Annotated in this window: 24 protein-coding genes and 1 other RNA gene; 8 read left to right on the forward strand and 17 right to left on the reverse strand. The window is 55.1% G+C overall.

Annotated elements, in window-relative coordinates:
• Positions 1 to 17 precede the first annotated feature (17 nt).
• Positions 18 to 194: a hypothetical protein gene (locus B9L21_RS17615; protein WP_168157883.1), complete on the forward strand. Its 177-nt coding sequence runs from the start codon at positions 18 to 20 to the stop codon at positions 192 to 194.
• A 205-nt stretch (positions 195 to 399) separates the two neighbouring features.
• Here B9L21_RS17615 and B9L21_RS08410 read toward each other — a convergent pair whose 3' ends face one another.
• From B9L21_RS08410 to B9L21_RS08480, 15 genes are all read right to left on the reverse strand, one after another.
• Positions 400 to 594, reverse strand: a complete 195-nt coding sequence (locus B9L21_RS08410; RefSeq protein ID WP_063165988.1) for an NETI motif-containing protein — start codon at positions 592 to 594, stop codon at positions 400 to 402.
• A gap of 104 nt (positions 595 to 698) precedes the next feature.
• Entirely contained in the window at positions 699 to 848 is a 150-nt protein-coding gene (locus B9L21_RS08415) for a DUF2639 domain-containing protein (protein ID WP_071880193.1), read from the reverse strand.
• Positions 849 to 927: 79 nt separating this feature from the next.
• Positions 928 to 2,985, reverse strand: a complete 2,058-nt coding sequence (locus tag B9L21_RS08420) for a transglycosylase domain-containing protein (protein WP_063165989.1) — start codon at positions 2,983 to 2,985, stop codon at positions 928 to 930.
• 162 nt (positions 2,986 to 3,147) lie between these two features.
• The gene (locus B9L21_RS08425) at positions 3,148 to 4,821 is read right to left on the reverse strand and encodes a DHA2 family efflux MFS transporter permease subunit (RefSeq protein WP_063165990.1); all 1,674 of its coding nucleotides are present in this window, start codon (positions 4,819 to 4,821) and stop codon (positions 3,148 to 3,150) included.
• A 10-nt stretch (positions 4,822 to 4,831) separates the two neighbouring features.
• Positions 4,832 to 5,470, reverse strand: coding sequence for an HlyD family secretion protein (locus B9L21_RS08430; RefSeq protein ID WP_063165991.1), 639 nt, complete (start codon positions 5,468 to 5,470; stop codon positions 4,832 to 4,834).
• Positions 5,471 to 5,473: 3 nt separating this feature from the next.
• Entirely contained in the window at positions 5,474 to 5,914 is a 441-nt protein-coding gene (locus tag B9L21_RS08435) for a MarR family winged helix-turn-helix transcriptional regulator (RefSeq protein ID WP_063165992.1), read from the reverse strand.
• A gap of 210 nt (positions 5,915 to 6,124) precedes the next feature.
• Positions 6,125 to 6,313: non-coding RNA, 6S RNA (gene ssrS, locus B9L21_RS08440), on the reverse strand.
• Between the two features lie 63 nt (positions 6,314 to 6,376).
• Entirely contained in the window at positions 6,377 to 7,936 is a 1,560-nt protein-coding gene (locus tag B9L21_RS08445) for an acyl-CoA carboxylase subunit beta (RefSeq protein ID WP_063165993.1), read from the reverse strand.
• A gap of 289 nt (positions 7,937 to 8,225) precedes the next feature.
• Positions 8,226 to 9,008 carry an enoyl-CoA hydratase gene (locus B9L21_RS08450; protein WP_063165994.1) on the reverse strand — a complete coding sequence of 261 codons (783 nt, stop codon included), beginning with the start codon at positions 9,006 to 9,008 and terminating at the stop codon, positions 8,226 to 8,228.
• Positions 8,986 to 9,936 carry a hydroxymethylglutaryl-CoA lyase gene (locus B9L21_RS08455; RefSeq protein WP_063165995.1) on the reverse strand — a complete coding sequence of 317 codons (951 nt, stop codon included), beginning with the start codon at positions 9,934 to 9,936 and terminating at the stop codon, positions 8,986 to 8,988. The genes B9L21_RS08450 and B9L21_RS08455 overlap by 23 nt, the downstream gene beginning before the upstream one ends.
• A 104-nt stretch (positions 9,937 to 10,040) precedes the next feature.
• Complete coding sequence (locus B9L21_RS08460) at positions 10,041 to 10,253, reverse strand: acetyl-CoA carboxylase biotin carboxyl carrier protein subunit (RefSeq protein ID WP_063165996.1); 213 nt, start codon at positions 10,251 to 10,253, stop codon at positions 10,041 to 10,043.
• A 22-nt stretch (positions 10,254 to 10,275) separates the two neighbouring features.
• Positions 10,276 to 11,628 carry an acetyl-CoA carboxylase biotin carboxylase subunit gene (locus tag B9L21_RS08465; protein WP_063165997.1) on the reverse strand — a complete coding sequence of 451 codons (1,353 nt, stop codon included), beginning with the start codon at positions 11,626 to 11,628 and terminating at the stop codon, positions 10,276 to 10,278.
• 63 nt (positions 11,629 to 11,691) lie between these two features.
• Entirely contained in the window at positions 11,692 to 13,326 is a 1,635-nt protein-coding gene (locus B9L21_RS08470; protein WP_063165998.1) for an AMP-binding protein, read from the reverse strand.
• 59 nt (positions 13,327 to 13,385) lie between these two features.
• Positions 13,386 to 14,528 (reverse strand): acyl-CoA dehydrogenase, encoded by a 1,143-nt coding sequence (locus B9L21_RS08475; protein WP_063165999.1) that lies wholly within the window; start codon positions 14,526 to 14,528, stop codon positions 13,386 to 13,388.
• Between the two features lie 138 nt (positions 14,529 to 14,666).
• Positions 14,667 to 15,293, reverse strand: coding sequence for a TetR/AcrR family transcriptional regulator (locus B9L21_RS08480; RefSeq protein WP_063166000.1), 627 nt, complete (start codon positions 15,291 to 15,293; stop codon positions 14,667 to 14,669).
• Positions 15,294 to 15,551: 258 nt separating this feature from the next.
• On the opposite strand from B9L21_RS08480, the gene B9L21_RS08485 reads away from it, so the two are divergent.
• Together B9L21_RS08485 and B9L21_RS18050 are read left to right on the forward strand one after the other, a co-directional pair.
• Complete coding sequence (locus tag B9L21_RS08485) at positions 15,552 to 15,800, forward strand: hypothetical protein (protein WP_063166001.1); 249 nt, start codon at positions 15,552 to 15,554, stop codon at positions 15,798 to 15,800.
• Positions 15,801 to 15,805: 5 nt separating this feature from the next.
• A complete protein-coding gene (locus tag B9L21_RS18050; RefSeq protein ID WP_257722303.1) occupies positions 15,806 to 15,940 on the forward strand; it encodes a hypothetical protein in 135 nt (44 codons plus the stop codon).
• 49 nt (positions 15,941 to 15,989) lie between these two features.
• Here B9L21_RS18050 and B9L21_RS08490 read toward each other — a convergent pair whose 3' ends face one another.
• Positions 15,990 to 16,778 carry a GNAT family N-acetyltransferase gene (locus B9L21_RS08490; protein WP_063166002.1) on the reverse strand — a complete coding sequence of 263 codons (789 nt, stop codon included), beginning with the start codon at positions 16,776 to 16,778 and terminating at the stop codon, positions 15,990 to 15,992.
• A 180-nt stretch (positions 16,779 to 16,958) separates the two neighbouring features.
• On the opposite strand from B9L21_RS08490, the gene B9L21_RS08495 reads away from it, so the two are divergent.
• Positions 16,959 to 17,216 carry a DUF6154 family protein gene (locus B9L21_RS08495; RefSeq protein WP_063166003.1) on the forward strand — a complete coding sequence of 86 codons (258 nt, stop codon included), beginning with the start codon at positions 16,959 to 16,961 and terminating at the stop codon, positions 17,214 to 17,216.
• A gap of 247 nt (positions 17,217 to 17,463) precedes the next feature.
• Here the strand turns inward: B9L21_RS08495 and ilvA are convergent, their stop codons facing one another.
• Complete coding sequence (ilvA, locus tag B9L21_RS08500) at positions 17,464 to 18,672, reverse strand: threonine ammonia-lyase (RefSeq protein ID WP_063166004.1); 1,209 nt, start codon at positions 18,670 to 18,672, stop codon at positions 17,464 to 17,466.
• A gap of 236 nt (positions 18,673 to 18,908) precedes the next feature.
• Between ilvA and B9L21_RS08505 the strand changes: the two genes are divergently transcribed.
• The 4 genes from B9L21_RS08505 (at position 18,909) to B9L21_RS08520 (ending at position 23,338) form a co-directional block, all read left to right on the forward strand.
• Positions 18,909 to 20,075 carry an MFS transporter gene (locus B9L21_RS08505; protein ID WP_063166005.1) on the forward strand — a complete coding sequence of 389 codons (1,167 nt, stop codon included), beginning with the start codon at positions 18,909 to 18,911 and terminating at the stop codon, positions 20,073 to 20,075.
• 221 nt (positions 20,076 to 20,296) lie between these two features.
• Entirely contained in the window at positions 20,297 to 20,572 is a 276-nt protein-coding gene (locus tag B9L21_RS18275) for a hypothetical protein (protein WP_143424847.1), read from the forward strand.
• A gap of 38 nt (positions 20,573 to 20,610) precedes the next feature.
• Positions 20,611 to 21,876 (forward strand): two-component system sensor histidine kinase NtrB, encoded by a 1,266-nt coding sequence (locus tag B9L21_RS08515; protein ID WP_063166007.1) that lies wholly within the window; start codon positions 20,611 to 20,613, stop codon positions 21,874 to 21,876.
• A 94-nt stretch (positions 21,877 to 21,970) separates the two neighbouring features.
• Positions 21,971 to 23,338: an MATE family efflux transporter gene (locus B9L21_RS08520; protein WP_063166008.1), complete on the forward strand. Its 1,368-nt coding sequence runs from the start codon at positions 21,971 to 21,973 to the stop codon at positions 23,336 to 23,338.
• The last annotated feature ends 44 nt before the right edge of the window (positions 23,339 to 23,382 follow it).

Here is a 23,382-nt window from a genome sequence, read left to right on the forward strand (position 1 = left end):
ACAAGGAGGCCGCAAACATGAGCGACCAAGAAAGCAAACGGCAATTTCAAGACGACTTGGATCAATACCGGATGGACAATGTCATCCATGCCCCGAAACACTACGTGTACCAAGTCGGTTACGAAGCGTCAAGCGGCAACCCGACCGGCGACCATCGGGAAGCGAAAAAAACGCGCGAATGGCCGCACAGCTGAAGGAGCTGGCCCTAAAAGACCGTTGGCCGAGGCGCAAGACAAAAGGGTTTTTACCGGAGTGAATACGCATAATGCAGCGATAAGGAGGGGGCTGACTGCCTTTGTGAGACTCCCCTCCTTTTGCTGTCGGCATGGAAAGTCGGCAACGATGGTGCAAGCCGAAAGCGAAACGCAAGCCATGGCGGCCGGCTAAGGACGCCCCTGGCTACGGCTCGTCGCGCACCGCCTCAAATTCGATGATGCGCCCGCACGGCTCAACTGTCGTTTCGCCGTTTGTTTTCACTTCGCGGAAAATCGGCTGCTCAACGCGTCGGATAGGGCGGTATCCTTCTTGTTTCATCCGCTCTAAACAGGCGGCAATCGTTTCACCTTCGGCTACAGTAAACCGTTTTTTCTTCATTCCGTTCGGCGTTCGTTCCTTTCCCGGCCAAACGACCGGTGCGCCTCCCTCCTTTCCTTTGTTATTTTGCCCGAAAAAAAGAAGCCGGATCCTTTTTGTCCGGCTCAGCGCGTCTTTTGCACATATTTTCGGTACAGCCCGTACAGCTCCGTCGCCTTGTACGTTTCGATTTTTTTCCGCCCGACCGGATGACGGGCGATGCCTGCCTTTTTCAACTCGGCGACAAGCCATCCTTTCGATCCGAAATGCGCCATGGCGCTCCCCCCTTTTTCGCGCGGCTTGTCTTTATATATATGCGCCTAAACAGGGGATAAGAACGCCTTTGGCAACAGCTTATTCATGCTTGCCGCCATGCCTTTTTCCATGCTTTTTTTCTTTTTTCTCTTTTTTGTTTTTTCCTTTTTCATGACCGGGCGGGCGCGGTTTTTCCTTCGTTTCCTTCACCTTTGGCGGCGCGGATTCAGGCGCGCGTTGCCCGCGCTTTTTGCGCTCTCGTTCCTCTTGTTTGACGAGCGGCAGTGAAAAACGAGCAGCTGGCTGGCCGGCCAGCGCCTTCTCCATGATGTGGCGGAAAATGACCGCCGCTGTTTCCCCGCTTGTCGTCGTCAAATAATGCGTGCGATCCGGCCGGTCATAGCCGAGCCAAAGCGCGCCGACGAGCTGTGGCGTATAGCCGACCATCCATTGGTCTTTCACTCCGTCGATGCCGGGGATCGTCATTTCCGTCGATCCGGTTTTGCCGGCGAGCTCCCGTCCAGGGATGGCGGCGCGCTTCCCGGTTCCTTCGCGGATGACGCCTTGGAGCAACAACGTCATTTGCTGCGCCACCTTTTCGGACGTGACGATCGTTCGCTGCGGCTTCCATTCCGCCACCTCGCGGCCATAGGCATCGACGATTTTCGTAATGAGATGGCCGTCCGGGCGGGCGCCATCGCTGGCAAATGCGGCGTACGCTTCCGCCATCTCGAGCGGCGAGACGCCGCGGGACATGCCGCCAAGCGCGATGCCGAGCTGGCGGTCCTCTTTTTCCAAAGGCAAGCCGAATCGGTGCAGCGCATCCATCCCTTTGTCGAGGCCGATTTCGTTTAACAGCCAGACGGCCGGCACGTTGAGTGAATGGATGACCGCTTCATACATCGTCACCGTGCCGCGGTACGTGTGATCGTAGTTTTGCGGGCGGTAGCCGCCGAAATCGAGCGGCTCGTCTTTGAGCGGCGAAAATGGCCCGTACCCTTGTTCGAGCGCCGGCGTATACACAGCGAGCGGCTTAAGCGCTGATCCCGGTTGGCGCCTGAGCTCCGTGGCGCGATTAAAGCCGCGGAACACATGGCGGCCGCGGCCGCCAACTAACGCCTTCACCCCGCCTGTTTTCGGATCGAGCAGCACCGCGCCGCTTTGGACGGGCACCTCATCCGGACTTGACGGGAACAGCGAATCATCCGCATACACCGCTTCAAGCGCTTGCTGCATGTTCGGGTCAAGCTCCGTGTAAATGTGCAGTCCGCCGGAAAGGACATCGCTTTGCGTCAAGCCGTAGCGCGTGATCGCTTCGCGGATCAGCTCATCGACATAATAAGGATACTTCCCGGCATACGGGTCACGCTTCGGCTCTTGCTCGATCGCGATTCGCTCGCTTTTCGCGGCGCTCCATTCTTGATCGTCGATATAGCCTTGCTCTCTCATCAGCGCCAACACCACGTTGCGCCGAGCGATAGCTTTGTCGTAATGGCGGAGCGGCGATAAGGCGGACGGCGCTTTTACAAGGCCCGCTAACAGCGCCGATTCGCTTAGCGTCAGTTCGGAAACGTCTTTGCCGAAATACGTTTTCGCGGCGCTCGCCACTCCCCAAGCTCCGGCGCCAAAATAAACACGGTTGATATACATTTCTAAAATGTCTTTTTTGCTGTACGTGCGCTCGATTTTTTGGGCAATCAGCCATTCCTTCCACTTCCGAGCCAACGTTTTTTCATTCGTCAAAAAAACGTTTTTCGCCAGCTGCTGGGTGATCGTGCTGCCGCCTTCGACCCATTCCCCGGCGCGAACGTTGCGCCATACAGCACGCAAAATTCCGTAATAGTCGACGCCGTTATGCTCATAAAAGCGGCGGTCTTCCGTCGCGACGATGGCTTGGAGAAAATGGTTTGGCACGCGCTCAATCGGCACTTCTTCGATGTTCGCCGCCGCCAGCTTGCTTGCCACGCGGCCGTGTTCGTCATAAATGACCGTTGCTGTCGGCAGCGGCTTCTCAAGAGCGGCGATATTTTGCCGGTTAATCGCCCAATGAAGGGCGGCAACGAGGGCACCCAACGCCAAAGCGATGGCAACGAGCGCTCGGAACCAAAGCCGTCTTCGCCTCGCTTGTCTCATGTGCTGTCTGCTTTGCCGCTCCACCTCTCCCCCCCCCTGAACATTCGCTGCAATTATAGCGTTCGCAAACGGCCGTTTGTTTTCGGCTGTCGTCCGGCCGTCAACGGCCAAAAATGTTCATCAGGAACGAAAAAGGTCGTGAAGATTTAATTGTGGAGTAACATTTTACACGAAACCACCAGCCTCTTATGCTGACGGTGATTTCTGTTTTTTTCCTTTTAAGAAAAACGCCATGACAAGCGCCACCACCGTTAAGCCAGTCGCGACGAAAAAGGCGTCGTTGATTCCTTCCACCGTGGCGCGTTGCTGCACCAAACCGTACAGCAGCTGGGCAATGGCGTCATCGCTCGGGATGACTTGCTTCAGCTGGCTGACGAGCCCCATAAAGAACGGATCGTTTTCCGTCATTTCATTGCGGTACGTTTCGACATGAAACTTGGCTCGGTTGGACATGATCGTCACCAAAAACGCCGTTCCGAGCGAAGCGGCCACTTGGCGAATTGTATTCGACATGGCCGTGCCATGGCTGTACAGATGGCGCGGCAAGGCGTTTAACCCTTCGGTCATGATCGGCATCCCGAGCATCGACATGCCGAACATCCGGAAAATGTAAAGCCAAATCAAATGGCTGTATGGCGTATCCATCGTCAGCTTGCTGAACTCCCACGTCGTCACAGCGGTGATGATCAAGCCGACAATAGCAAGCAGCCGCGCGCCGATGCGGTCGAACACCCAACCGGAAATCGGCGACATGATCGCCATGACGATCGCCCCCGGCAGCAATAGCAAACCGGCATCGAGCGGCGTAAAACCGCGCAAGTTTTGCAAATACACGGGGAGCAAGACCATCGCGGCAAACATCGCCATGTTAATGACCGAACCGATGACGGTCGCCAACGTAAACACTGGGTAGCGGAACACACGGAAATTGAGCACCGGATGCTCCGAGCGCAGCGAACGCCATGTGAACATGATGAGGAACAAGGCGCCGATGACAAGCGAAACAACCACTTCCGTCTCGCCCCATCCTTTGCTTCCGGCCTCGCTGAAGCCATACAGAACGCCGCCAAACCCGATCGTGGAGTAGACCGCCCCTTGCACGTCCAGCACTGGATTGCCTTTACGCGGCGTATGTTTCAGCCAGACGGAGGCGAGCACAATGTCTAAAATCGCGATCGGCAACACAACATAAAACAAAAGGCGCCACGTATAATGCTCGACGAGCCAACCCGAAAGCGTCGGACCGACCGCCGGCGCAAACATCATCGCAATCCCGACTGTTCCCATCGCCACCCCACGGCGTTCCGGCGGGAAAATCGACAGCATAATGACCATCATGAGCTGCATAATAATGCCCGCTCCAACCGCTTGCGTCAGCCGTCCCGCGAGCATGACGGCAAACGTTGGAGCGATCGAGCAGACAAACGCACCTATGGAAAAAAATGACATACCCGAGATAAACAACGTTTTCGCCGGAAACTTGGCGATTAAAAACGGGCTGATCGGAATAAGCACTCCGTTGACAAGCATGTAACCAGTAACGAGCCACTGGATTGTTGCGGTTTCAACATTGAAATCTTGCATCATATGCGGCAAGGCGACGTTGATCAACGTTTGATTTAAAATGGCGACAAACGCTCCTAGCATGACCGTTGCCACGACTTTGCCGCGGCTGCCGATGTCGCCCAACCCGCCTTGGTTTTGTCCGGACGAGGCAGCTGGCCGCGCGGCTCCTGCCGGCTCGGCCCCGCCTGCTGTCTCACCCACGGCCGAAGCCGGTTTGCGCCGGCGCAGCGCGATGTTGATGACGGCTAGGACGAAAACGGCAAAGACCATGTAGCTAATGACAAATGTAGACATCGCTCATCACCTACTTATGAATGCGGACGGTGACGTTCATGCCCGGCACAAGTCCGGCTCCGCTGTAGTTGTCGATGGAAATCGTCACCGGAATGACTTGAGTCACTTTCGTGTAACTGCCCGTTGCGTTGGAACTCGGCAACAAGCTGAACGTATTCGCTGTCGCATAGCCAAGCTTTTCCACTTTTCCGCTGAATTGGCGGTCTGGATAGGCGTCGACATAAATATCGACATCTTGACCGACTTTGACATCCTCGATATCTGTCTCTTCAATGTTCGCCGTCACCCACAAGTCGTTTAAATCAAACCCGCGAGCTAGCGGCGTCCCCGCGGCGACAAACGAATCTTTGATCGCGCTTTGCTGGGCGATCGTCATCCGGTGCGGCACGGTTACCGGCACCGTCGTTTTCCCATCAGACACCGCACCGATTTCTTCCCCGGCAGAAAACGTTTTTCCTGTCTCCCCCCGCCAAGATGTCAGCTTTCCGGACAGCGGCGCAGCAACCGAGATCACTTGGCCGTCAATGCGGGCGTTGTCCGTTTTAATGTAGTTGGTCGTTTCATTGATATAATAATAGGCGGCAAATCCCCCGCCGACAAGCAAAATGAGCACGATGATGTTCAGTACAAGCAATCGTTTCACGTTCACCGTTTATTCCTCCCCGAGCAAAATGGTTTTTACTTTCTCTTGCAGCCGCAAAAACTGTTCAATTTCCTCCGGCGGGACGAGTTCCTGAATGCGTTGGAGCCGCCGGCGCAGCACCGACTGCTCGCCGAACGCCAAGGCGACAATTTCTTTCCCTTTTTCCGTCAAGCTCAAAATGACCGCGCGCCGATCTTGTTTCGACGGCTCGCGAACAACAAGGCCGGCGCTAACGAGCCGGTCAACCGTGCCGCTGACATTGCTGTTGCTTAAGTTCAGCTTTTCCGCCAAATCGTTTAGACGGATATGCTCTTTTTTCAACAACGTGTACAGAACCATCAGCTGCACTTCCGTAATCCCGACGCGGGCCGCATCCTCGCGGATCAGGCGATACAGCGCCTTTTGCGCCCGAAAAATGGCGTACATAATGTCTCGGCTCGTTCCTTCCATTGATCCACCCCCTTTACTCACCAACCCGAATAATTTCAATACGAATTATTTTTACACGAAATATGATTATAGCATGGAAATAAGAAAAATCAACTGTATTGTTTCCTTCGCCTACAAAAATCACCGCCGCCCTGTTGAAACAAGGCGGCGGTGGATGCCGTATAAACAAAAAAGGCGCCCGTTTGGACGCCTTCGCCGATTATGTAAGGGATCCGCGCCGCGGTTGCCGTCGGCTGAATGCAGTTTCTCAACCACGCTCTACTAGGTGGGTGTTCGCAGAAACGTTCCTGCCGTCCTCGCTGACGAATTGGAGGCATGGCATTCCGGTTTCGATATAGAACTCCCTTTTCATTGCCATCGGTTGAAACTTCATTCTACAACGCACAACGCAGCAGCGGATTGGTGATTATTATCATACACGATCCTTAGTTGTTTGGCAAGGGGGACAACCATCCATTTTTTTCAAACCGGATACACCCCATGCTTCCGTTCGGAAAAGGCCATGTATTTGGACGTATACGCGGCAAATCGGCGGATGAGCTCGCCGCGCAGCTCGTTCGGTGCAACGATCCCGTCGATGACAAGCTCGGAGGCGAGACGGTAAATGTCGATGTCGCGCCGATATTCTTCCCGCTTTTGCTCAACAAACGCCGGCCGCTCTTCCGGCGGCAGTTCGGCAATTTTGTTCGCATAGACGGCGTTAACAGCCGCCTCCGGTCCCATCACCGCGATTTGGGCGTTCGGAAACGCAAGGCAGCAATCCGGTTCAAACGCCGGTCCGGCCATCGCGTAAAGCCCGGCGCCGTATGCTTTGCGGACGATGATCGAAATTTTTGGCACTGTCGCTTCCGACATCGCCGCAATCATTTTCGCCCCGTGGCGGATGATGCCGGCTCGCTCGACTTTCGTACCGATCATAAAGCCCGGGATGTCAGCCAAAAACAACAGCGGAATATGGAACGCATCGCAAAGGGTAATAAACTTTGCCGCTTTATCAGCTGAATCATGGAACAGCACCCCGCCTTTGACGCGCGGCTGATTGGCGATAATGCCAATCGGCTGGCCGCCAAGACGCGCCAAGCCGGTGATGATTTCCGGCGCAAACAGCTTTTTCACTTCGCAAAACGATCCTTCGTCAATGATCCGCTCAATTAAATCATACATATTAAACGGCGCGTTTTGGTTCGCCGGCAAAATGTCTTCAATCGTTTTGTCGAACGATTTCGGCGGCTTCGCTTCTGCAACCGGCGGTTTTTCGCTATAGTTGGACGGAAAATATGACAAATAACGGCGCGCATAAGCGATCGCCTCTTCTTCCGTTTTCACAAGCACATCGCCGCACCCCGAAACAGTGCAGTGCATGCGGGCGCCGCCCATTTCTTCAAGCGTTACTTTTTCACCGATAACCATTTCTGCCATGCGCGGCGAGCCTAAATACATTGACGCATTGCCTTCCACCATAATGACGATATCGCAAAACGCCGGAATATAGGCGCCGCCGGCCGCCGACGGACCAAAGAGCAAGCACACTTGCGGCACTTTCCCCGACAGTTTCACTTCATTGTAAAAAATGCGCCCCGCCCCGCGCCGGCCGGGAAACATTTCGATTTGATCGGTAATGCGGGCGCCGGCCGAATCAACTAAGTAAATGAGCGGACAGCGCAGCTTTTCCGCCGTCTCTTGGATGCGGATGATTTTTTCGACCGTGCGCGCCCCCCAAGAACCGGCTTTGACGGTCGAGTCGTTCGCCATCACACAGACAGTCCGGCCGTTGATTTTGCCGATGCCGGTCACAACCCCATCCGCCGGCAGCCCGTCAGCCAGGCAGTTGGCAAACAGCCCGTCTTCCACTTCCAAGCCGTCATCCAGCAATAAGTTCAGCCGGTCGCGGACAAACAGCTTTCCTTGGGCGGCGTTTTTCTCATGATATTTCGGCGCCCCGCCTTTTTTGATGTCGGCCGCCCGTTTCTCCAGCTCTGCAGCCAGCGCAGCACGTTCCCTAGCCGTTTCCTTCATCCCCATGTCGTCCCCTCCTTGCTTCGTTTACGCCGCCCGTTTCGCAGGCGGCATGTTGATCCGTTGAATGTCATGCCCGCCAACACCGTTCAATGGCATGACACACCGCGGCCAGCCACTTTGAGGCAGCACTTTGACAGCAAGTTCCCCATGCGCGCTCCGCAAGCAGCCCGCCCCGGCGCAGCACGTTTGGCCGCGCCGTTTTGGACGGCGGCATTGAAGCGCCTGCGGTCGTTTGTTTAGAAACGTGCCAACGACCGTTCCCGATGCTTTTGGCCGGCCGCGTTGAAGCGCCTTACTCCCCTTTGTATACCGGTTTCCGTCTTTCTTTAAACGCCTGCAAGCCTTCCAACCGGTCTTTTGTCGGAATCGTCGCCTCATAGGCGAGCTGCTCGATCGCCAGGCCGGTCTCTAGGTCGACGTTAAACACACTTTGCACCGCCCGTTTCGCCTGGCGGACGGCAATCGGCGCGTTTTCGGCGATTTGCCGGGCCAATTCAAGCGCCCGCCCCATCAGTTCAGCGCGCGGCACGGCGTATTCGACGAGGCCGATTCGCTCCGCTTCCTTGGCCGTGATCCGTTTGGCGGCAAAAATCAGCTCTTTCGCTTTTCCGATGCCGACAAGGCGCGGCAACCGTTGGGTACCGCCCGCTCCCGGAATGATGCCAAGCGACGTTTCCGTCAACCCAAGCTGGATGTCATCAGCAGCGAAACGAATGTCGCACGCCAAAGCGAGCTCGAGCCCGCCGCCAAACGCCGAGCCGTTTAACGCGGCGATAACCGGCTGCGGCACTTTCTCCACCTCGTTGATCGTTTTGCTGATCAAGGCGACCGCCTGCCGCACTTCCGTTTCATTCATTCCCGCCCGCTCCTTCAAATCGGCGCCGGCGCAAAACACTTTTTCTCCCGCCCCGGTCAAAATCACAACACGTACATCTTTTCGAAACTTGATCTCTTGCAAAAGGCTGCCAAGCTCTAGGAGAAGCGCTCTGGAAAGCGCATTGGCCGCCTCCGGGCGGTTTAACGTCACGATGGCAATGCCATTTTCTTGCATTTCAAACGATACGAGCGTCCCCACTTTTCTCTTCCTCCTTGAATGAATTTGCTGATGATGAAATCGTTTGTAAATAGCGGCTTGGGAGCGGGCGGCCGATTTTGTCGCGAATAAACAAGGCCGCTTTCGTCAGTTGCTCCACATTAATGCCGGTGTCAATTCCCATGCCGTGCAGCATGTACACTAAATCATCGGTGGCAACGTTTCCTGATGCTCCCGGAGCGTACGGGCAGCCGCCGAGGCCGCCAAGCGAGCTGTCAAACGTTGTGATCCCCATCTCCATCGAGACTACAATATTGGCGAGCGCTGTCCCTCTTGTATCGTGAAAATGCATGGCGATCCGCTCGGCTGGAAAACGGCGGAGCACCTCGGCAAGCACGTCCTCGACTTGTTTTGGCGTCGCCACGCCGATCGTATCGCCAAGCGACAGCTCATCAATCCCCATCGTAAACAGCCGGTCAGCGACCGTGAGCACTTGATCGACGGCAACTTCCCCTTCGTACGGACAGCCAAACACCGTCGAGACGTAGCCGCGCACTGTTTTTCCTTCTTGCTTGGCCGCTTTCACGACTCCTTCCAACACCGGAAACGTAGCGGCGATTGTTTTGTTAATGTTTTTTTGGTTATGCGTTTCGCTTGCTGACATGAAGACGCCGACTTCATCGACCCCGGCGCTAATCGCCCGCTCAAGCCCCTTCTCATTCGGGACGAGCGCGGCATACGCGACGCCGTCCTTGCGGCGGATGCCGGCTGCGACTTCGGCGGCATCAGCCAGCTGCGGAATCCATTTTGGATGGACAAATGACGTCACTTCGATATACGACAACCCGGTTTCCGACAATAAATTGATCCAGGCGATTTTGTCAGCCGTCGCGACCGGCGCCGCTTCGTTTTGCAAGCCGTCGCGCGGACCGACTTCTTTAATCGTCACCTTCGTCGGCCATCGGCCCATGTCCGCTCCCCCTTTTCGCTTTGTCCCCCGTCCCCTTGCCTTTTGCCATACCGAACGGCAAATTCCCCCCTATTGTTAGCGGAACGGTTCGCGCGCCTGTTTCCTTACTCAATCTCAACGAGTACGTCGCCCTCGTTGACGAAATCCCCTTCTTGCACATGAATGTGCTTTACTGTGCCGGACGTCTCGGCAGCGACGGGAATTTCCATTTTCATAGATTCTAAAATAATGACATCTTGCCCTTCTTCGACGCGGTCGCCGACGGCGACGACAATTTTCCATACACTTCCGGCCATGGTGGCAGTGACTTGGTTCATCGTTTCTTCCTCCGTTTCTGCTTCATTTTGTTTTCGTTGGCTGCCAATAGTTTGAAAGAAAATCGGTCGTCGTTTCCCCGGCACGGAACGCCGGATGGGACAATACCGCTTTAAGCAGCGGGATGTTCGTTTTAATTCCTTCAACGCGATAGTCCCGAAGCGCCTCGAGCAAGCGTTCAATCGCCGATGTCCGATCCGGGCCTTTGGCGATCAATTTGGCGATCATCGGGTCATAAAACGGCGTAATGGTGATCCCGCTTTGGACCGCCGTTTCATGACGAATTCCTCCCCTTTGAGGAACGGAAAAGACGGCAATGCGGCCGGGCGACGGGTAAAACGTGTTTGGGTCTTCGGCATAAATGCGCACTTCAATGGCATGCCCATCGCGGCGAATGTCTTCCTGCTTATAGCGGAGCGGCTCGCCGGCGGCGATGCGCAGCTGCTCTTCAACGATGTCAATGCCGGTAATTTCTTCGGTCACCGGATGTTCGACTTGGAGCCGAGTGTTCATTTCAAGAAAATAAAAGTTTTTTTGTTCGTCGACCAAAAACTCAATCGTGCCGGCGTTCGCATAACCGATATAACGTGCTGCCCGCACGGCAGCTTCGCCCATCTTCCGCCGCGTTTCTTCATCTAAAAACGGCGACGGCGCTTCCTCCACCACTTTTTGATGGCGACGCTGGATCGAGCACTCGCGCTCCCATAAGTAGACGCAGTTGCCGCGCCCATCGGCGAGCAGCTGAATTTCAATATGGCGCGGACGTTCAATATATTTTTCAATATACATCGTCCCGTCGCCGAAAAACGAAGCGGCCCGTTTTTGGCTGCCTTCAAACGCCTGGCGCAGCTCCGCTTCATCGCGGGCGATGTGCATGCCGATGCCGCCGCCGCCTGATGATGCCTTCAGCATGACCGGATAGCCGATCGAAGCCGCGGCTGCCGCCGCTTCATCTGGACTGTCTAACGCAAAGGAGACGCCTGGGACGATCGGGACGCCGGCTTTTTCCATCGTCCGCCGCGCTTCGATTTTGCTGCCCATCGCGGCAATGACATCCGCCTTCGGACCGATAAAGACGATTCCTTCCTCCTCACAGCGGCGGGCGAACGCCGGGTTTTCCGAAAGCAGCCCGTAGCCGGGATGGATCGCTTCCGCTTTCGCAACCTTGGCGACTTCGATCATTTTTTCGATATTTAAGTAGCTTTCCGCCACGCGCGGCTTGCCGATCAAATACGCCTCATCAGCGAGCTGGACGTGAAGCGAGTCAGCGTCCGCTTCCGAGTAGACGGCGACCGTTCGGATGCCGAACTTTTGGCACGTGCGGATGACGCGGACGGCGATTTCGCCGCGGTTGGCAATCAACACTTTCGTAAACATCCTCTCACCCTTTCGCAAAAACTGAGAATGCCGCCGGGCGGATGAACCGCCCGGCACGGCCGTTTAAGTCGTTAAGCCGAGGCGCTGTTTCGCCATTTCCCGCAGCTTAAATTTTTGAATTTTCCCGGACGCCGTCATCGGGTACGAATCGGTAAACTCGATGTAGCGCGGGATTTTATGGCGGGAAATGTTGCCGCGGCAAAACTCGCGAATTTCCTCAGCGGTCGCCGTTTCGCCGTCCTTTAAGATGATCCACGCCATCACTTCTTCCCCGTACGTTTCATCCGGCACGCCGACGACTTGAACGTCCAAAATTTTCGGATGTTTGTATAAAAACTCCTCGATTTCGCGCGGATAAATGTTTTCGCCGCCGCGGATAATCATATCTTTCAGCCGGCCGGTGATGCGGCAGTAACCGTTTTCATCCATCGTCGCCAAATCGCCGGTATGCAGCCAGCCGTCTTGGTCGATCGCTTCGTTGGTCGCTTCCGGGTTGTTGTAGTACCCTTTCATCACATGGTAGCCGCGCGTGCACAGCTCCCCTTGCACGCCGCGCGGCACTTCGTTGCTCGTGCCCGGCTCAACGATTTTCACTTCCACACCCGGCAGCGCGCGGCCGACCGTTTCGACGCGCAGCTCAAGCGGGTCGTCGGTGCGCGTCTGGGTGATGACCGGGGACGATTCGGTCTGGCCGTAGGCGATCGTAATATCGGTCATGCCCATTTTGTTAATGACCGCTTTCATCACTTCGACCGGGCAAGGGGAGCCGGCCATAATGCCGGTGCGCAGCGACGACAAATCGTATTTGTCGAAATCCGGGTCGTTCAGTTCGGCGATAAACATCGTCGGCACGCCGTGCAGCGCCGTGCACCGTTCCGCCGCCACCGTCTCGAGCACCCGCTTCGGATGAAACTCAACAACCGGCACCATCGTCGCCCCGACAGTGACGCACGCGAGGGTGCTCATGACGCAGCCAAAGCAATGGAAAAACGGCACCGGAATGCAAAGACGGTCACCTTCGCCAAGCTTCATGCATTGCGCCACTTGGTGGGCATTGTTAATGATGTTATAATGCGTCAACATGACCCCTTTCGGGAATCCGGTCGTCCCTGATGTGTATTGCATGTTGATCACATCGTGCGGATCAAGGCGCTCTAACCGTTCATCGAGCTCTTCTTCCGTCACCTCATGCGCCATCGTCAAGATGTCATTCCATGTAAACATGCCCGGATAGCGCCGATCGCCGAGCAAAACGACGTTTTTCAGCTTCGGCAGCCGCTTGGACTGCAGGTTCCCCGGTTCGGCCGTGCGCAACTCTGGGACAACGTTGTACAAAATGTCGATGTACGAAGAATCGCGGTATTGTTCGATCAAAAAGAGCGTCGTTGAATCGGACTGCTTCAGCAAATACTCAAGCTCGGCCGCTTGGTAGTTTGTATTGACCGTAACAAGCACTGCGCCCATTTTCCCGGTCGCAAACTGGCAGGTGATCCATTCCGGGACGTTTGTCGCCCAAATGGCGACATGTTCCCCTTTTTCAATGCCAAGCCGCATCAAACCGCGCGCGACAAGGCGGCAATAATCATTAAACTGCCGGTACGTCAGGCGCAAGTTGCGGTCGGCATACACGACCGCCTCATGATCCGGGTATTGCCTGGCGCGCTCCTCTAACAATTTCCCCACAGTCACCGCTAACATCGACCGTCTCCTCCCCTTTGTCCGAATTCACTGTTATGGATATGCGCATCGTTCCGCTTTTAGCATCCGAGTTGGCGGGCGATGACGAGACGCTGGATTTCCGATGTGCCTTCGCCGATTTCCATGAGCTTGATATCCCGCAAGTGGCGTTCGACGCCGTATTCTTTCATATAGCCATAGCCGCCGTGAATTTGGATCGCCTGATTGCAGACGCGGAACCCCATTTCCGACGCAAACAGCTTGGCGAACGATGCTTCTTTGGTAAACGGTTTCCCTTGGTCTTTCAACCAAGCCGCCTTGTACACCATATTGCGGGCAAGCTCAATTTCCATCGCCATGTCAGCGAGCTTAAACTGGATCGCTTGAAACTTGGAAATCGGCTGGCCAAACTGAACGCGTTCTTTCGCGTATTGAAGCGCTTTCTCAAACGCCGCTTGCGCGATGCCGACGGCCAAAGCGGCGATCGAGATGCGCCCGCCATCAAGCGTGTACAAAAACTGCTTAAACCCTTTTTGCGGATCGCCCAACACGTTTTCTTTCGGCACGCGGACGTTCTCAAAAACAAGCTCACACGTATTGGAGGCGCGGACACCCATTTTGTCGTAATTCGAACGGATTGTAAATCCTGGGGAGTCGGTTGGTACGATGAGAGCGGTGATGATGTTTTTGCCGCGCGCGTCTTTGCCCGTGACGGCGGTAACGATCACTTGCCGCGCGTATTGGGCGTTCGTAATCCAGCATTTTTCGCCGTTGATGACATATTCATCGCCGTCAAGCACCGCGGTCGTGCGCGTGCCGCCGGCGTCCGACCCGGCGTTCGGTTCAGTGAGCCCGAAGGCGCCAAGCGTTTCCCCCTTTGCCATCGGCACAAGCCACGTTTGTTTTTGTTCTTCCGTCCCGAAGTAATAAATCGGGCTCGCCCCGAGCGAAACGGCAGCCGCGTAGCTTAACCCGGTGCCGCCGCAGGCGCGGCCGATTTCCTCAACGGCAATGGCGTATGAAATCGTATCGCCCCCGGCGCCGCCATACTGCTCCGGAAACGGCAAGCCCAACAGCCCCAGCTCGCCCATTTTGCGGAACACTTCACGCGGAAAATGCGCCTCTTCATCCCATTTCGCCGCGTATGGGGCAATTTCCTTCTCCGCAAAGTCACGAACCATCTCTTTAATCATTTGTTGTTCTTTCGTCAACGAAAAATCCATCTTCTCCCTCTCCCCCATTTGAAAAATGACTATATGAAAACCGACTAGCCGGTTTTCAGCTGGAACGGAAATAGACCAACGGTTATTTGCTTCGGCGACTATCGAGACCGACTAGTTGGTCTGTGCGCAACAGACCGCTTATTCGGCGGGTGGCCGCAGCAAAAACTGTGCCGCCGCCGGATGCTCTGGGTCGCGAAGCACCGCATGCAAAATGAAATCGGCAAAATAGCTCGCAATCTCCTCAATCGACAGCGGCCCGTCCGGATTGTACCATTTGTACGTCCAGTTCACCATGCCGATGATTGACATGCCGGCAATCTCCACCGACAGCTCCGGACGAAACTCGCCGGCCTCGACTCCCTCGCGGATGACGCGAAAAATAATCTGTTTAAATTCTTCGCGCTTTTCATTGATCAGCTCGGCGTATTCCGGTTTTAAGTACGTGCTTTCCTGATAAAAGACGGTGATATGCGGTTTATATAAATGAAATACTTTGACAAACGATTGAACGATGGCGTACAAGCGCTCGGTCGGCGTCGAACAGCTTTCATACGCTTCCTGCGCTTTTGTCAGCGCATACGTAATAAAGACGTCATGAATATGGTACAGCAACTCGTCTTTCGATTTAAAATTATGGTAAAACCCGCCTTTCGACGTGTCGCTTTCCGCGACGATGCGGTCGACCGTCACGCCATGGTAGCCATATTTCTCAAACAAATGAAGAGCGGTGTCGATAATGCGGTCTCTGAGCGGTTTGTCAGCCATAACAGTCTCCTTCGCATCGATCGTAAAACATTTCAAAAAAAACGAAATATTCTTCTTGTTTATTAAGATACTCGACAGCTGCAACCATTGTCAACAAAAATCGTTCCGGCGCCCGAAAAATGGAGGCGTCTTTCGCCGCACACCGTCCGACCGGCTGCGCGAGCCCTGTCCCCTAGCCGCACGAACTGAAACAAAACAGATGCCTTATACATAATCACGGCCGTTTTTCCAAAAGATAAAAACCGGAGGTGGCTTCCATTGGAACCGATGTTATGCCCGAACTGCAAAACGAACCGGACGCGGTTTCACCTCATCGAGCAGCACCCACGGGCGGTCAAGCTCGACCCGCATACCGGCGATATTGAGCACGAGTACACAAATGACGCGCTCGAACCGTTCCATCTCCCGTACCGCGGCCCAAGCTACCGCGTCCAATGCGGCGTCTGCGGGCTGATTGAAGATGCAGATATGTTCATTCAGCGCGCCAAATCTTCTCCATTGGGGTGATGAACATGACAAACAAAAACCAAACACCGTCCTCCATCGTTGACCAAAAGCAGCTCGTCAACGACAAGGCGAAAGCGATGCGGGAGCGCGGCGGCGAGCACATTCGCCGCGGCACGCCCAACGGCGCAGACGGACAATAACCGCCAGCTTGCTTTTGCCCACAAGCAAGCTGGCGGGACTTCCGCCTTTCTAACGGTACATCGCCCACAATCCGATATCGCAAAAGCCAAGGCGATGATAAATGCGGCCGGCGTCTGGATTGTCATAAAACAAGCACGGCATCTTCCCTTCGGCAAGCAAATCACAAACGAGCTTCGCCACGATGGCGCTCGCATATCCTTTCCCGCGATGTTCTTGATCGGTGCAGACGCCGACGATCATCGCCGACAGCGAATTTTCCGCCGCTGTCGATGCCGCCGCCACCATCTTGCCGTCTTGTTCAATATAGTACGTTCTCGCTGAATTCGTTTCCATCGCCTTCACCAGCATGTCGCGCGCCGTCGGCCTCGTGTCAAACTCAGGAATGCGGCGCCGCAAGTCAATGATCCGATCAACATCGGCCCATCCGGCTGTTTTGACGGCGAACGCCCCCATTTCTTGACGGGCGCATTCATCCGTCCGGCACTCGCAAAAGTAAAGGGTCCGCTTCGCCCCGAGCGGCAGCCGCTCTTCAAACTGCCTGGCAATTTCCTCTTTACCGGACAGCTCGACAGGCAACGAGCGGGCGGTCTCGCGGATGAGACGAGCAAAGCCATCGGCATCAAAATCGCCAGGCGCGTACGGAATGTAGGAATCATAATAACGGAGCAGCACTGCCTTCAGCGAGCCGTTGCCGTCAAACTGCCCCCAGACGTCCTGGAAATCGGCGTCATAGCCAAATGACTCAATATCGCCGATAATAAACAAGTTGAACGATGGGTCTTGCTGTAAAAATAAAAACACTTGCTCATGGTCTTCCTTCGTTAACCGACGAATCATGGCGCCCCCCCGCTTTTCGAATGATATTTTTTCCATTATACTATAGTGTATATCCGTTGCCAATGGCGGAATGATCAGGAAGAAGGAGACGGCCGGCAACTGTGAGCGGCGGATGCTGTCAACCGGCGCCGGCCAACTACGAAGAGAGGAGGAAGCCCGCTTTCCATAAGCGAGGCGGCGATGCCGATGAAGTTTATTGATGATCTATATGAATATTACAAAGACCGGCTGACCGGGGATGAAGAAGACGCTGAAGCGGTGGCGATGTCCATTTTGGATGAACTCGACCGCCGCGACGTGCTGAAGCTGATCGGTGAGATGACCGATGAAGAGCTGCTCGGCATGTTCGGCCTGTACTTGTTTGAAAGCTTGAAAGCGAAAATGGCCCGTGAAGGCCTCGGGGCCACGCGACCGCAAGAGGGACCGCGCGTCCATTGATAAAAAACGGCTGCCCCGGCCAGACAGAGCCGTCTGTACGGGGGACAGCCGCATGTTGCGAACAAAGGCCGGGGCTTGTCATGCCTAACAGCCTTTAACGGAACGATGAACTGCGCAAACCGTACGGAACGTGCTCCGTCATCAGCCCGCCGCGAATGCGTCTTCCGCTTTCCCCGCTTAAAAGCCGAAAGGCTGTCTTCGAATGGAACGCTCTCCCACTTGCGCTGACGCTTCTAGTTCGAGCCGCCTACCGGTAAAACTGTACGTCATATCCTTCTTTCAATAACACTTGATAAATCTGCTGGATATGATCTTCATTTTTCGTCTCGAGTGAAAAATGAATTTCCGCCTGGCCCGGCAGCACTTTGGCGCCGATGCGCTGGTGGTGGATCGACATCACGTTTGCCTCGAGTTCGGCGATAATGCGCAGCAGCTTGTTCAATTGCCCCGGCTTATCGGAAATGATCGTCGTAAACGTAACAAAGCGGCCGGCCTCGACAAGCCCCCGCTCGATGATGCGGGAAATCAACGTCACATCAACATTGCCGCCGCTTAAAATGGCCGCGACTTTTTTGTCGCGAAACGGGAGCTTTTGATACAAAAGCGCCGCCAGCGGGCAGGCTGCCGACCCTTCGACGAGCAGTTTGTTCCGCTCGAGCAAATAAAGCATCGTCCGCGAAATTTCCGCCTCCTCCACACAAACAACGCCATCGACGTACTGCTCGATATATTGGTACGTAATATTGCCCGGCTTTTTCACCGCGATGCCGTCGGCGATCGTATCCGACGCGGCGATGGCGACCGGCTGCTTATGGCGGAGGGCGGCGGTCATGCCGGGGCAGGCTGACGACTCAACGCCATACACCTCGACGGACGGCTTCAGCTGTTTTAATGTCAACGCCAGCCCCGCAAGCAAACCGCCGCCGCCGACCGGGCAAAGGACGACGTCCACATCGGGAAGCTGCTCCATCAACTCTAAGCCGATCGTTCCTTGGCCAGCCATGACGGCCAAATCGTCAAACGGGTGCACAAACGTCATTCCCCGCTCGCGCTGCAGCTCAAGCGCATATTCGAGCGCCTCATCGAACACATCGCCATGCAAAACAACTTCCGCTCCGTAGCTTTTCGTCGCTTCGATTTTGCTTAGCGGCGCCCCTTTCGGCATGACGATCGTGCACGGAATATGAAGCATACCGCTTGCGTAGGCGACTCCTTGGGCATGATTGCCGGCCGAGGCGGCGATAACACCGCGCGACCGCTCTTCGTCGGTCAACGACATAATTTTATTGAATGATCCCCTTACTTTAAACGACCCCGTTTTTTGCAAATTTTCAAGCTTCATATACACGTCATTGCCGGACAACCGGCTGAACGTTTGCGAATGTTCAAGCGGCGTTTCATGGACAACGCCTTTCATTTTCGCCCTTGCTTGTTCAATGTCTGTTAACGTCAACATCCCCAAACCACCCTTTCTGATCAGGCGATCGGTCCTTTTTTGCCCCGCTTTGCGATAGAAACAGCGAACGGAAAAGCCGAGCTCTTTAGAGATGGAATGAAGGCGCACCCTGCATTTCATCAACGACGGAAATATTGTATCATAAAATCACCGCTTCATCATTCATCGATATGGTTTGCGTTGCTTTTTCCTTGAGCGATGGCGTACGATAAAAAGAGTGAAGGAGGGAATAACTTATGCAGCAACGCCGCCCTTTGTTGCTTTTATCGATCGTCATGTTTTTCGTTATGTCAGGTTTTGGCATCATTATTCCCGTATTGCCGTTTCTCGCTGAAGAAGTAGGGGCTACTCCGCTTGAGCTCGGGTTGCTCATGGCGGTGTATTCGCTCATGCAGCTGTTGTTTTCCCCGATGTGGGGACAGCTGTCCGACCGTTATGGCCGTAAGCCGGTATTGCTCATCGGCATCACCGGGCTGTCGTTATCGTTTTTCCTTTTTTCCGCAGCCGAAACGCTCATGATGCTGTTTATCGCCCGCTTGCTTGGCGGGGCGCTGTCAGCGGCAGCGATGCCGACCGTGATGGCGTATGCAGCCGACGTCACCACACCGGATGAACGCGGAAAAGCGATGGGAGCGATCGGCGCCGCAACCGGGCTCGGCTTTATTTGCGGACCGGCCATTGGGGGAATGTTTTCGCAAACAAATTTGCAGCTGCCGTTCGCCATCGCAGGAGCGCTATCGGCGGCGACAGCGCTGTTCGTATGGTTCGTTTTGCCGGAATCGATGCGCCAACCAGCCGCCATCCGATCGACCAGCCGGCAGCCGCTCGGAGAAATGATGAGAAGCCCGTTTCTTTATTTGTATTTGCTGCAATGGACAGCAACGCTCGCTCTCGCCGGGCTTGAGGCAACGTTTGCTTACTTCGCAGATCGCCGCGCCGGGCTCGGTTCAGTTGAGCTCGGATATATTTTTATGGTGATGGGAATCGCCAGCGCCTTCGTCCAAGGGGCGCTCCTTGGACGATTGATCAAACGGTTTGGCGAGGGCCGTGTCCTTCAGGGCGGGCTTGTCGTCTCGGCTCTTGGCTTTGCATCTATTTTACTCGTGCAAGACTTTTGGACGGCCGCCCTTTTTTTATCGATCTTCGGCATCGGCAACGGTGTCATCCGTCCTTGCGTCTCCTCGCTCATTACAAAGCAGGCGGCCGGCCGGCAAGGGAGGGCGGCCGGACTATTGTCATCATTTGATTCGCTCGGCCGCATCATCGGCCCGATTATCGGCGGCGGTTTGTTCAGCTATATGGCCGGGCTTCCTTACTTGTTCGGCATCGTTCTTTGCCTTGTCGGTGCGGGATTGTACGGGCTGTTTGCCGCCCGCAGCCAGGCGCGCCGTTTGCTTCCTTAATCCGCTCCTCTGATGGCGGATTTTTATTGATTATTTAGCACATAGTTTTATAAAAAATACAAAGAGATAGATAAACAACTGTCACTGGCATCTGTTTTTCTTGTTCATCATTTAGCACATCGTTCGATTAAGGCAAACAAACTCGTTTGAGAATAGGCAAACATAGATGAATTTGCTAATATGGAAGAAAAGCATTCGGAGCACGAAAGAATGAAACGGTGGTGACCGAAAAATGGCATGATACAGCGCCGGGCGTCGCGGCGTGGACAACGACGGCAACGAGCGGCCGTCAAGACGATGATACATACGTTGTGACATTGGCTGAAACAGCGTTTTACCCGAAAGGCGGCGGCCAGCCGTCTGACACCGGCATGATCGCCGGCTTGCCGGTTCGAAACGGCAGGCAACGATGGCGGCCTCCATTGATGCCAACTGTCACTGACCGTTCAGCACATATAAGGGCGTTCCTCATAGCCAAAGACGAGTCACTTTTGTAAAATAGGAAATGAGATGTGTAGCTAAGGAGTTTGGAAGGATGAACGATCGATTGGTACAACAACAAACTGAAGAGCTCGAGCGAAAGTTGCGCGCTTATGAGCGGCTCATCGAACAGCTTCCGTTCCCATTTGTGTTTACCGATTACGAAACCGGAATCACCATCGAAAAAGGCCGCGGCAACGATGCCCGGCCGCGCCTGCACCCGGTCCCGGCCGCCCCTGGCAAGGAAGCGGAATGGCAGTGGGACATTGACTTGTATCACGATGTGCCATTTGAAAAGGTTGAGGCGTTTTTAACACCGCTCCTTGACCTTGTTCCGCATCATATCGTTTTCGTCGACAGCCATGGCATCATTACGCTTTGCAATTTGCAGGCGGCCATCGACACCGGCGTCGACCGCGACGCCATCATCGGCAAACATATTCGCGAGTTGCTGAAGCTTCCCGACGAGCTGATCGCAACACTTCAATCGCTCGAAAGGGGCGAACCGCTTTACAATCACGAAGTGCTCGACCGCTTTTACGGCATCGTCAATACCCGCTTTATTTATAATGATGACGGATCGGTCAAACGGGTCATTAGTATGTTCCAATCGCTCAGCATGATGAAAGAAACGGAAAAGTTGGCCGTCGCCGGCCGCATTGCCGCCGGCATCGCCCATGAAATCCGCAACCCGCTGACGACGGTGCGCGGCTATTTGCAGCTGCTGAAAAATGATTTGCCGGATCGCATCGCGTCGCTCGTTGAGCGGCTGCTCATCCCTGAACTCGACCGGGCGAACAACATCATTACCGACTTTTTAAATATCGCCAAACCGGCCGACGTGAAAATGGAGACGTTCAACTTGCACCGCTTTTTGCGTGATGACGTCGGTGTTTTGCTGCAAAGCGAAGCGCTGCTTCATAATGTGAACGTCCATTTTGATCTTGATGAACAGCTTGACGATTATGAAATGAACGGCGACCGCAGCCAACTGCTGCAAGTGTTTTTAAACTTATTCCGCAACGCCGTCGAGGCGAAAGTCGCGAAGACGATGAATGTGACGGTCAGCAGCTGGAAAGCAAACCATATCGTCCAGCTTCGCTTCTGCGATGACGGGCCCGGCATTCCGTCGTCGGTCATCGATCATATTTTTGATCCGTTTTTCTCAACGAAAGAAACGGGGACAGGGCTTGGCCTTTCATTGTCGAAAAAAATCGTCGAACTGCATCGGGGAACGATGAAAGTGCAAAGCGGCGGGGGCGGCGCCTGTTTTCTCATGGAATTTCCGCTCCGCAGCCAGCCGCCGTTTCTTACGTCGTAAACGGCTTCCGGAAGGGGATGGCGCCCTGTCTCGGGAGCGGAAGATTGATGATTTAGCACAATGTGTTGTTTCTTAAGCTAAAGGAGGGGCCGCTATGGCAATGACCGCTCCAGCCGCCGGAAAATGGCGACGTCTGTTCGCTTTGTTTCTCCCTATTTTTGTTTCGCAGGCCGGCCAATATATGATGAATTTTACTGACGTCGCGATGTCCGGCCACGCGAGTGCCGAAGATCTGGCCGGGGTGGCGATTGGCTCCAGCCTATGGGTGCCGGTGTTCACCGGGGTCGGCGGTATTTTGCTCGCCCTGTCGCCAATCGTCTCCCAGCATTTCGGCGCCGGACGGCATGAAGATATTTCCCGCACTGTCATCCAAGCGCTTTATTTGTCCGTCGCAATCGCACTCGCCCTCGTCCTGGCCGGCGCGGTCGCCGTGTCGTTCATTTTGGAACAGATGCAGCTTGAAGAAAGCGTCCGGTACATCGCCTCCCATTATTTGCTGGCGTTGTCGCTCGGAATCATCCCGCTGTTCCTTTATGCCGTGCTTCGCTATTCGATCGATGCGCTTGGGCAGACGAAAGTGACGATGTGGATTACGCTCACCGCCTTGCCGATCAACATGCTGTTCAACTGGCTGTTCATTTACGGACACGGCGGATTTCCGCGCCTTGGCGGCATCGGCACCGGCTATGCGACAGCAATCACGTATACGTACTGCTTTGTGTCCGCCGCCTTGGTTGCTGCCAAATTTCGCCGCTTTGCCCCATATCGTGCGTTCGCGCGTTTTTATCGCCCTTCATGGGCCACATGGAAAGAGCTGCTCAAAACAGGGGTGCCGATCGGGTCGGCCATCTTTTTTGAAACGAGCATTTTTGCCGCTGTAACGCTGCTTGTCGGCCGATTTGGCGCCGAAACAGTCGCCGCCCATCAGAGCGCCCTTAACTTCGCTTCGCTGTTGTATATGATTCCGCTCAGTTTGTCAATGGCGCTGACGATCGCGGTCGGCTTCGAAGCGGGGGCCAAACGGTATGAAGACGCGAAGCAGTTTTGCCGAATCGGCATTGCCATCGCCTTGGCCGTCGCTGCGGCTGCTGCTCTGTTTCTTTACGCCTTCCGCGGCCATGTCGCCCGGCTGTACACGAACGATCCCGCTGTGGCGGCGCTGACCGGAAAGTTTTTGCTGTATGCGATCTTCTTCCAGTTTTCCGATGCCATCGCCGCTCCCATTCAAGGGGCGCTGCGCGGCTATAAAGATGTCAACGCCGTGTTTTGGGCCGCTCTTCTCGCCTACTGGGGCATCGGACTTCCCGTCGGCTGTGCGCTCGCTCTGCTGACCGCCGCCGGGGCGTTCGGCTACTGGATCGGCCTCATCACCGGGCTGGCGGCCGGAGCGCTTTTCCTCAGTTTTCGCCTGCGGGCCATCTGGCGCCGCCACGGAAGCCGGCGCACGCCGCTCGCCTCGTAAGGCAGAGGCGCCCGGGCCAGCGGCTATAAACAAAGCGAAGGATG

Source organism: Geobacillus uzenensis, from assembly GCF_002217665.1.
GTDB lineage: Bacteria > Bacillota > Bacilli > Bacillales > Anoxybacillaceae > Geobacillus > Geobacillus subterraneus.

What these genes read in the sequence shown, in the direction of transcription:
- B9L21_RS08410 (WP_063165988.1), bottom strand. Translation starts at nt 594, where the DNA reads ATGAAGAAAAAACGGTTTACTGTAGCCGAAGGTGAAACGATTGCCGCC.
- B9L21_RS08465 (WP_063165997.1), bottom strand. Translation starts at nt 11,628, where the DNA reads ATGTTTACGAAAGTGTTGATTGCCAACCGCGGCGAAATCGCCGTCCGC.
- B9L21_RS08415 (WP_071880193.1), bottom strand. Translation starts at nt 848, where the DNA reads ATGGCGCATTTCGGATCGAAAGGATGGCTTGTCGCCGAGTTGAAAAAG.
- ilvA (WP_063166004.1), bottom strand. Translation starts at nt 18,672, where the DNA reads ATGTTGACGTTAACAGACATTGAACAAGCAAGGGCGAAAATGAAAGGC.
- B9L21_RS08445 (WP_063165993.1), bottom strand. Translation starts at nt 7,936, where the DNA reads ATGGGGATGAAGGAAACGGCTAGGGAACGTGCTGCGCTGGCTGCAGAG.
- B9L21_RS08475 (WP_063165999.1), bottom strand. Translation starts at nt 14,528, where the DNA reads ATGGATTTTTCGTTGACGAAAGAACAACAAATGATTAAAGAGATGGTT.
- B9L21_RS08505 (WP_063166005.1), top strand. Translation starts at nt 18,909, where the DNA reads ATGCAGCAACGCCGCCCTTTGTTGCTTTTATCGATCGTCATGTTTTTC.
- B9L21_RS08520 (WP_063166008.1), top strand. Translation starts at nt 21,971, where the DNA reads ATGGCAATGACCGCTCCAGCCGCCGGAAAATGGCGACGTCTGTTCGCT.
- B9L21_RS08495 (WP_063166003.1), top strand. Translation starts at nt 16,959, where the DNA reads ATGCCGATGAAGTTTATTGATGATCTATATGAATATTACAAAGACCGG.
- B9L21_RS08480 (WP_063166000.1), bottom strand. Translation starts at nt 15,293, where the DNA reads ATGGCTGACAAACCGCTCAGAGACCGCATTATCGACACCGCTCTTCAT.
- B9L21_RS08490 (WP_063166002.1), bottom strand. Translation starts at nt 16,778, where the DNA reads ATGATTCGTCGGTTAACGAAGGAAGACCATGAGCAAGTGTTTTTATTT.
- B9L21_RS08425 (WP_063165990.1), bottom strand. Translation starts at nt 4,821, where the DNA reads ATGTCTACATTTGTCATTAGCTACATGGTCTTTGCCGTTTTCGTCCTA.
- B9L21_RS08460 (WP_063165996.1), bottom strand. Translation starts at nt 10,253, where the DNA reads ATGAACCAAGTCACTGCCACCATGGCCGGAAGTGTATGGAAAATTGTC.
- B9L21_RS08515 (WP_063166007.1), top strand. Translation starts at nt 20,611, where the DNA reads ATGAACGATCGATTGGTACAACAACAAACTGAAGAGCTCGAGCGAAAG.
- B9L21_RS08455 (WP_063165995.1), bottom strand. Translation starts at nt 9,936, where the DNA reads ATGGGCCGATGGCCGACGAAGGTGACGATTAAAGAAGTCGGTCCGCGC.
- B9L21_RS17615 (WP_168157883.1), top strand. Translation starts at nt 18, where the DNA reads ATGAGCGACCAAGAAAGCAAACGGCAATTTCAAGACGACTTGGATCAA.
- B9L21_RS18050 (WP_257722303.1), top strand. Translation starts at nt 15,806, where the DNA reads ATGACAAACAAAAACCAAACACCGTCCTCCATCGTTGACCAAAAGCAG.
- B9L21_RS08435 (WP_063165992.1), bottom strand. Translation starts at nt 5,914, where the DNA reads ATGGAAGGAACGAGCCGAGACATTATGTACGCCATTTTTCGGGCGCAA.
- B9L21_RS08470 (WP_063165998.1), bottom strand. Translation starts at nt 13,326, where the DNA reads ATGTTAGCGGTGACTGTGGGGAAATTGTTAGAGGAGCGCGCCAGGCAA.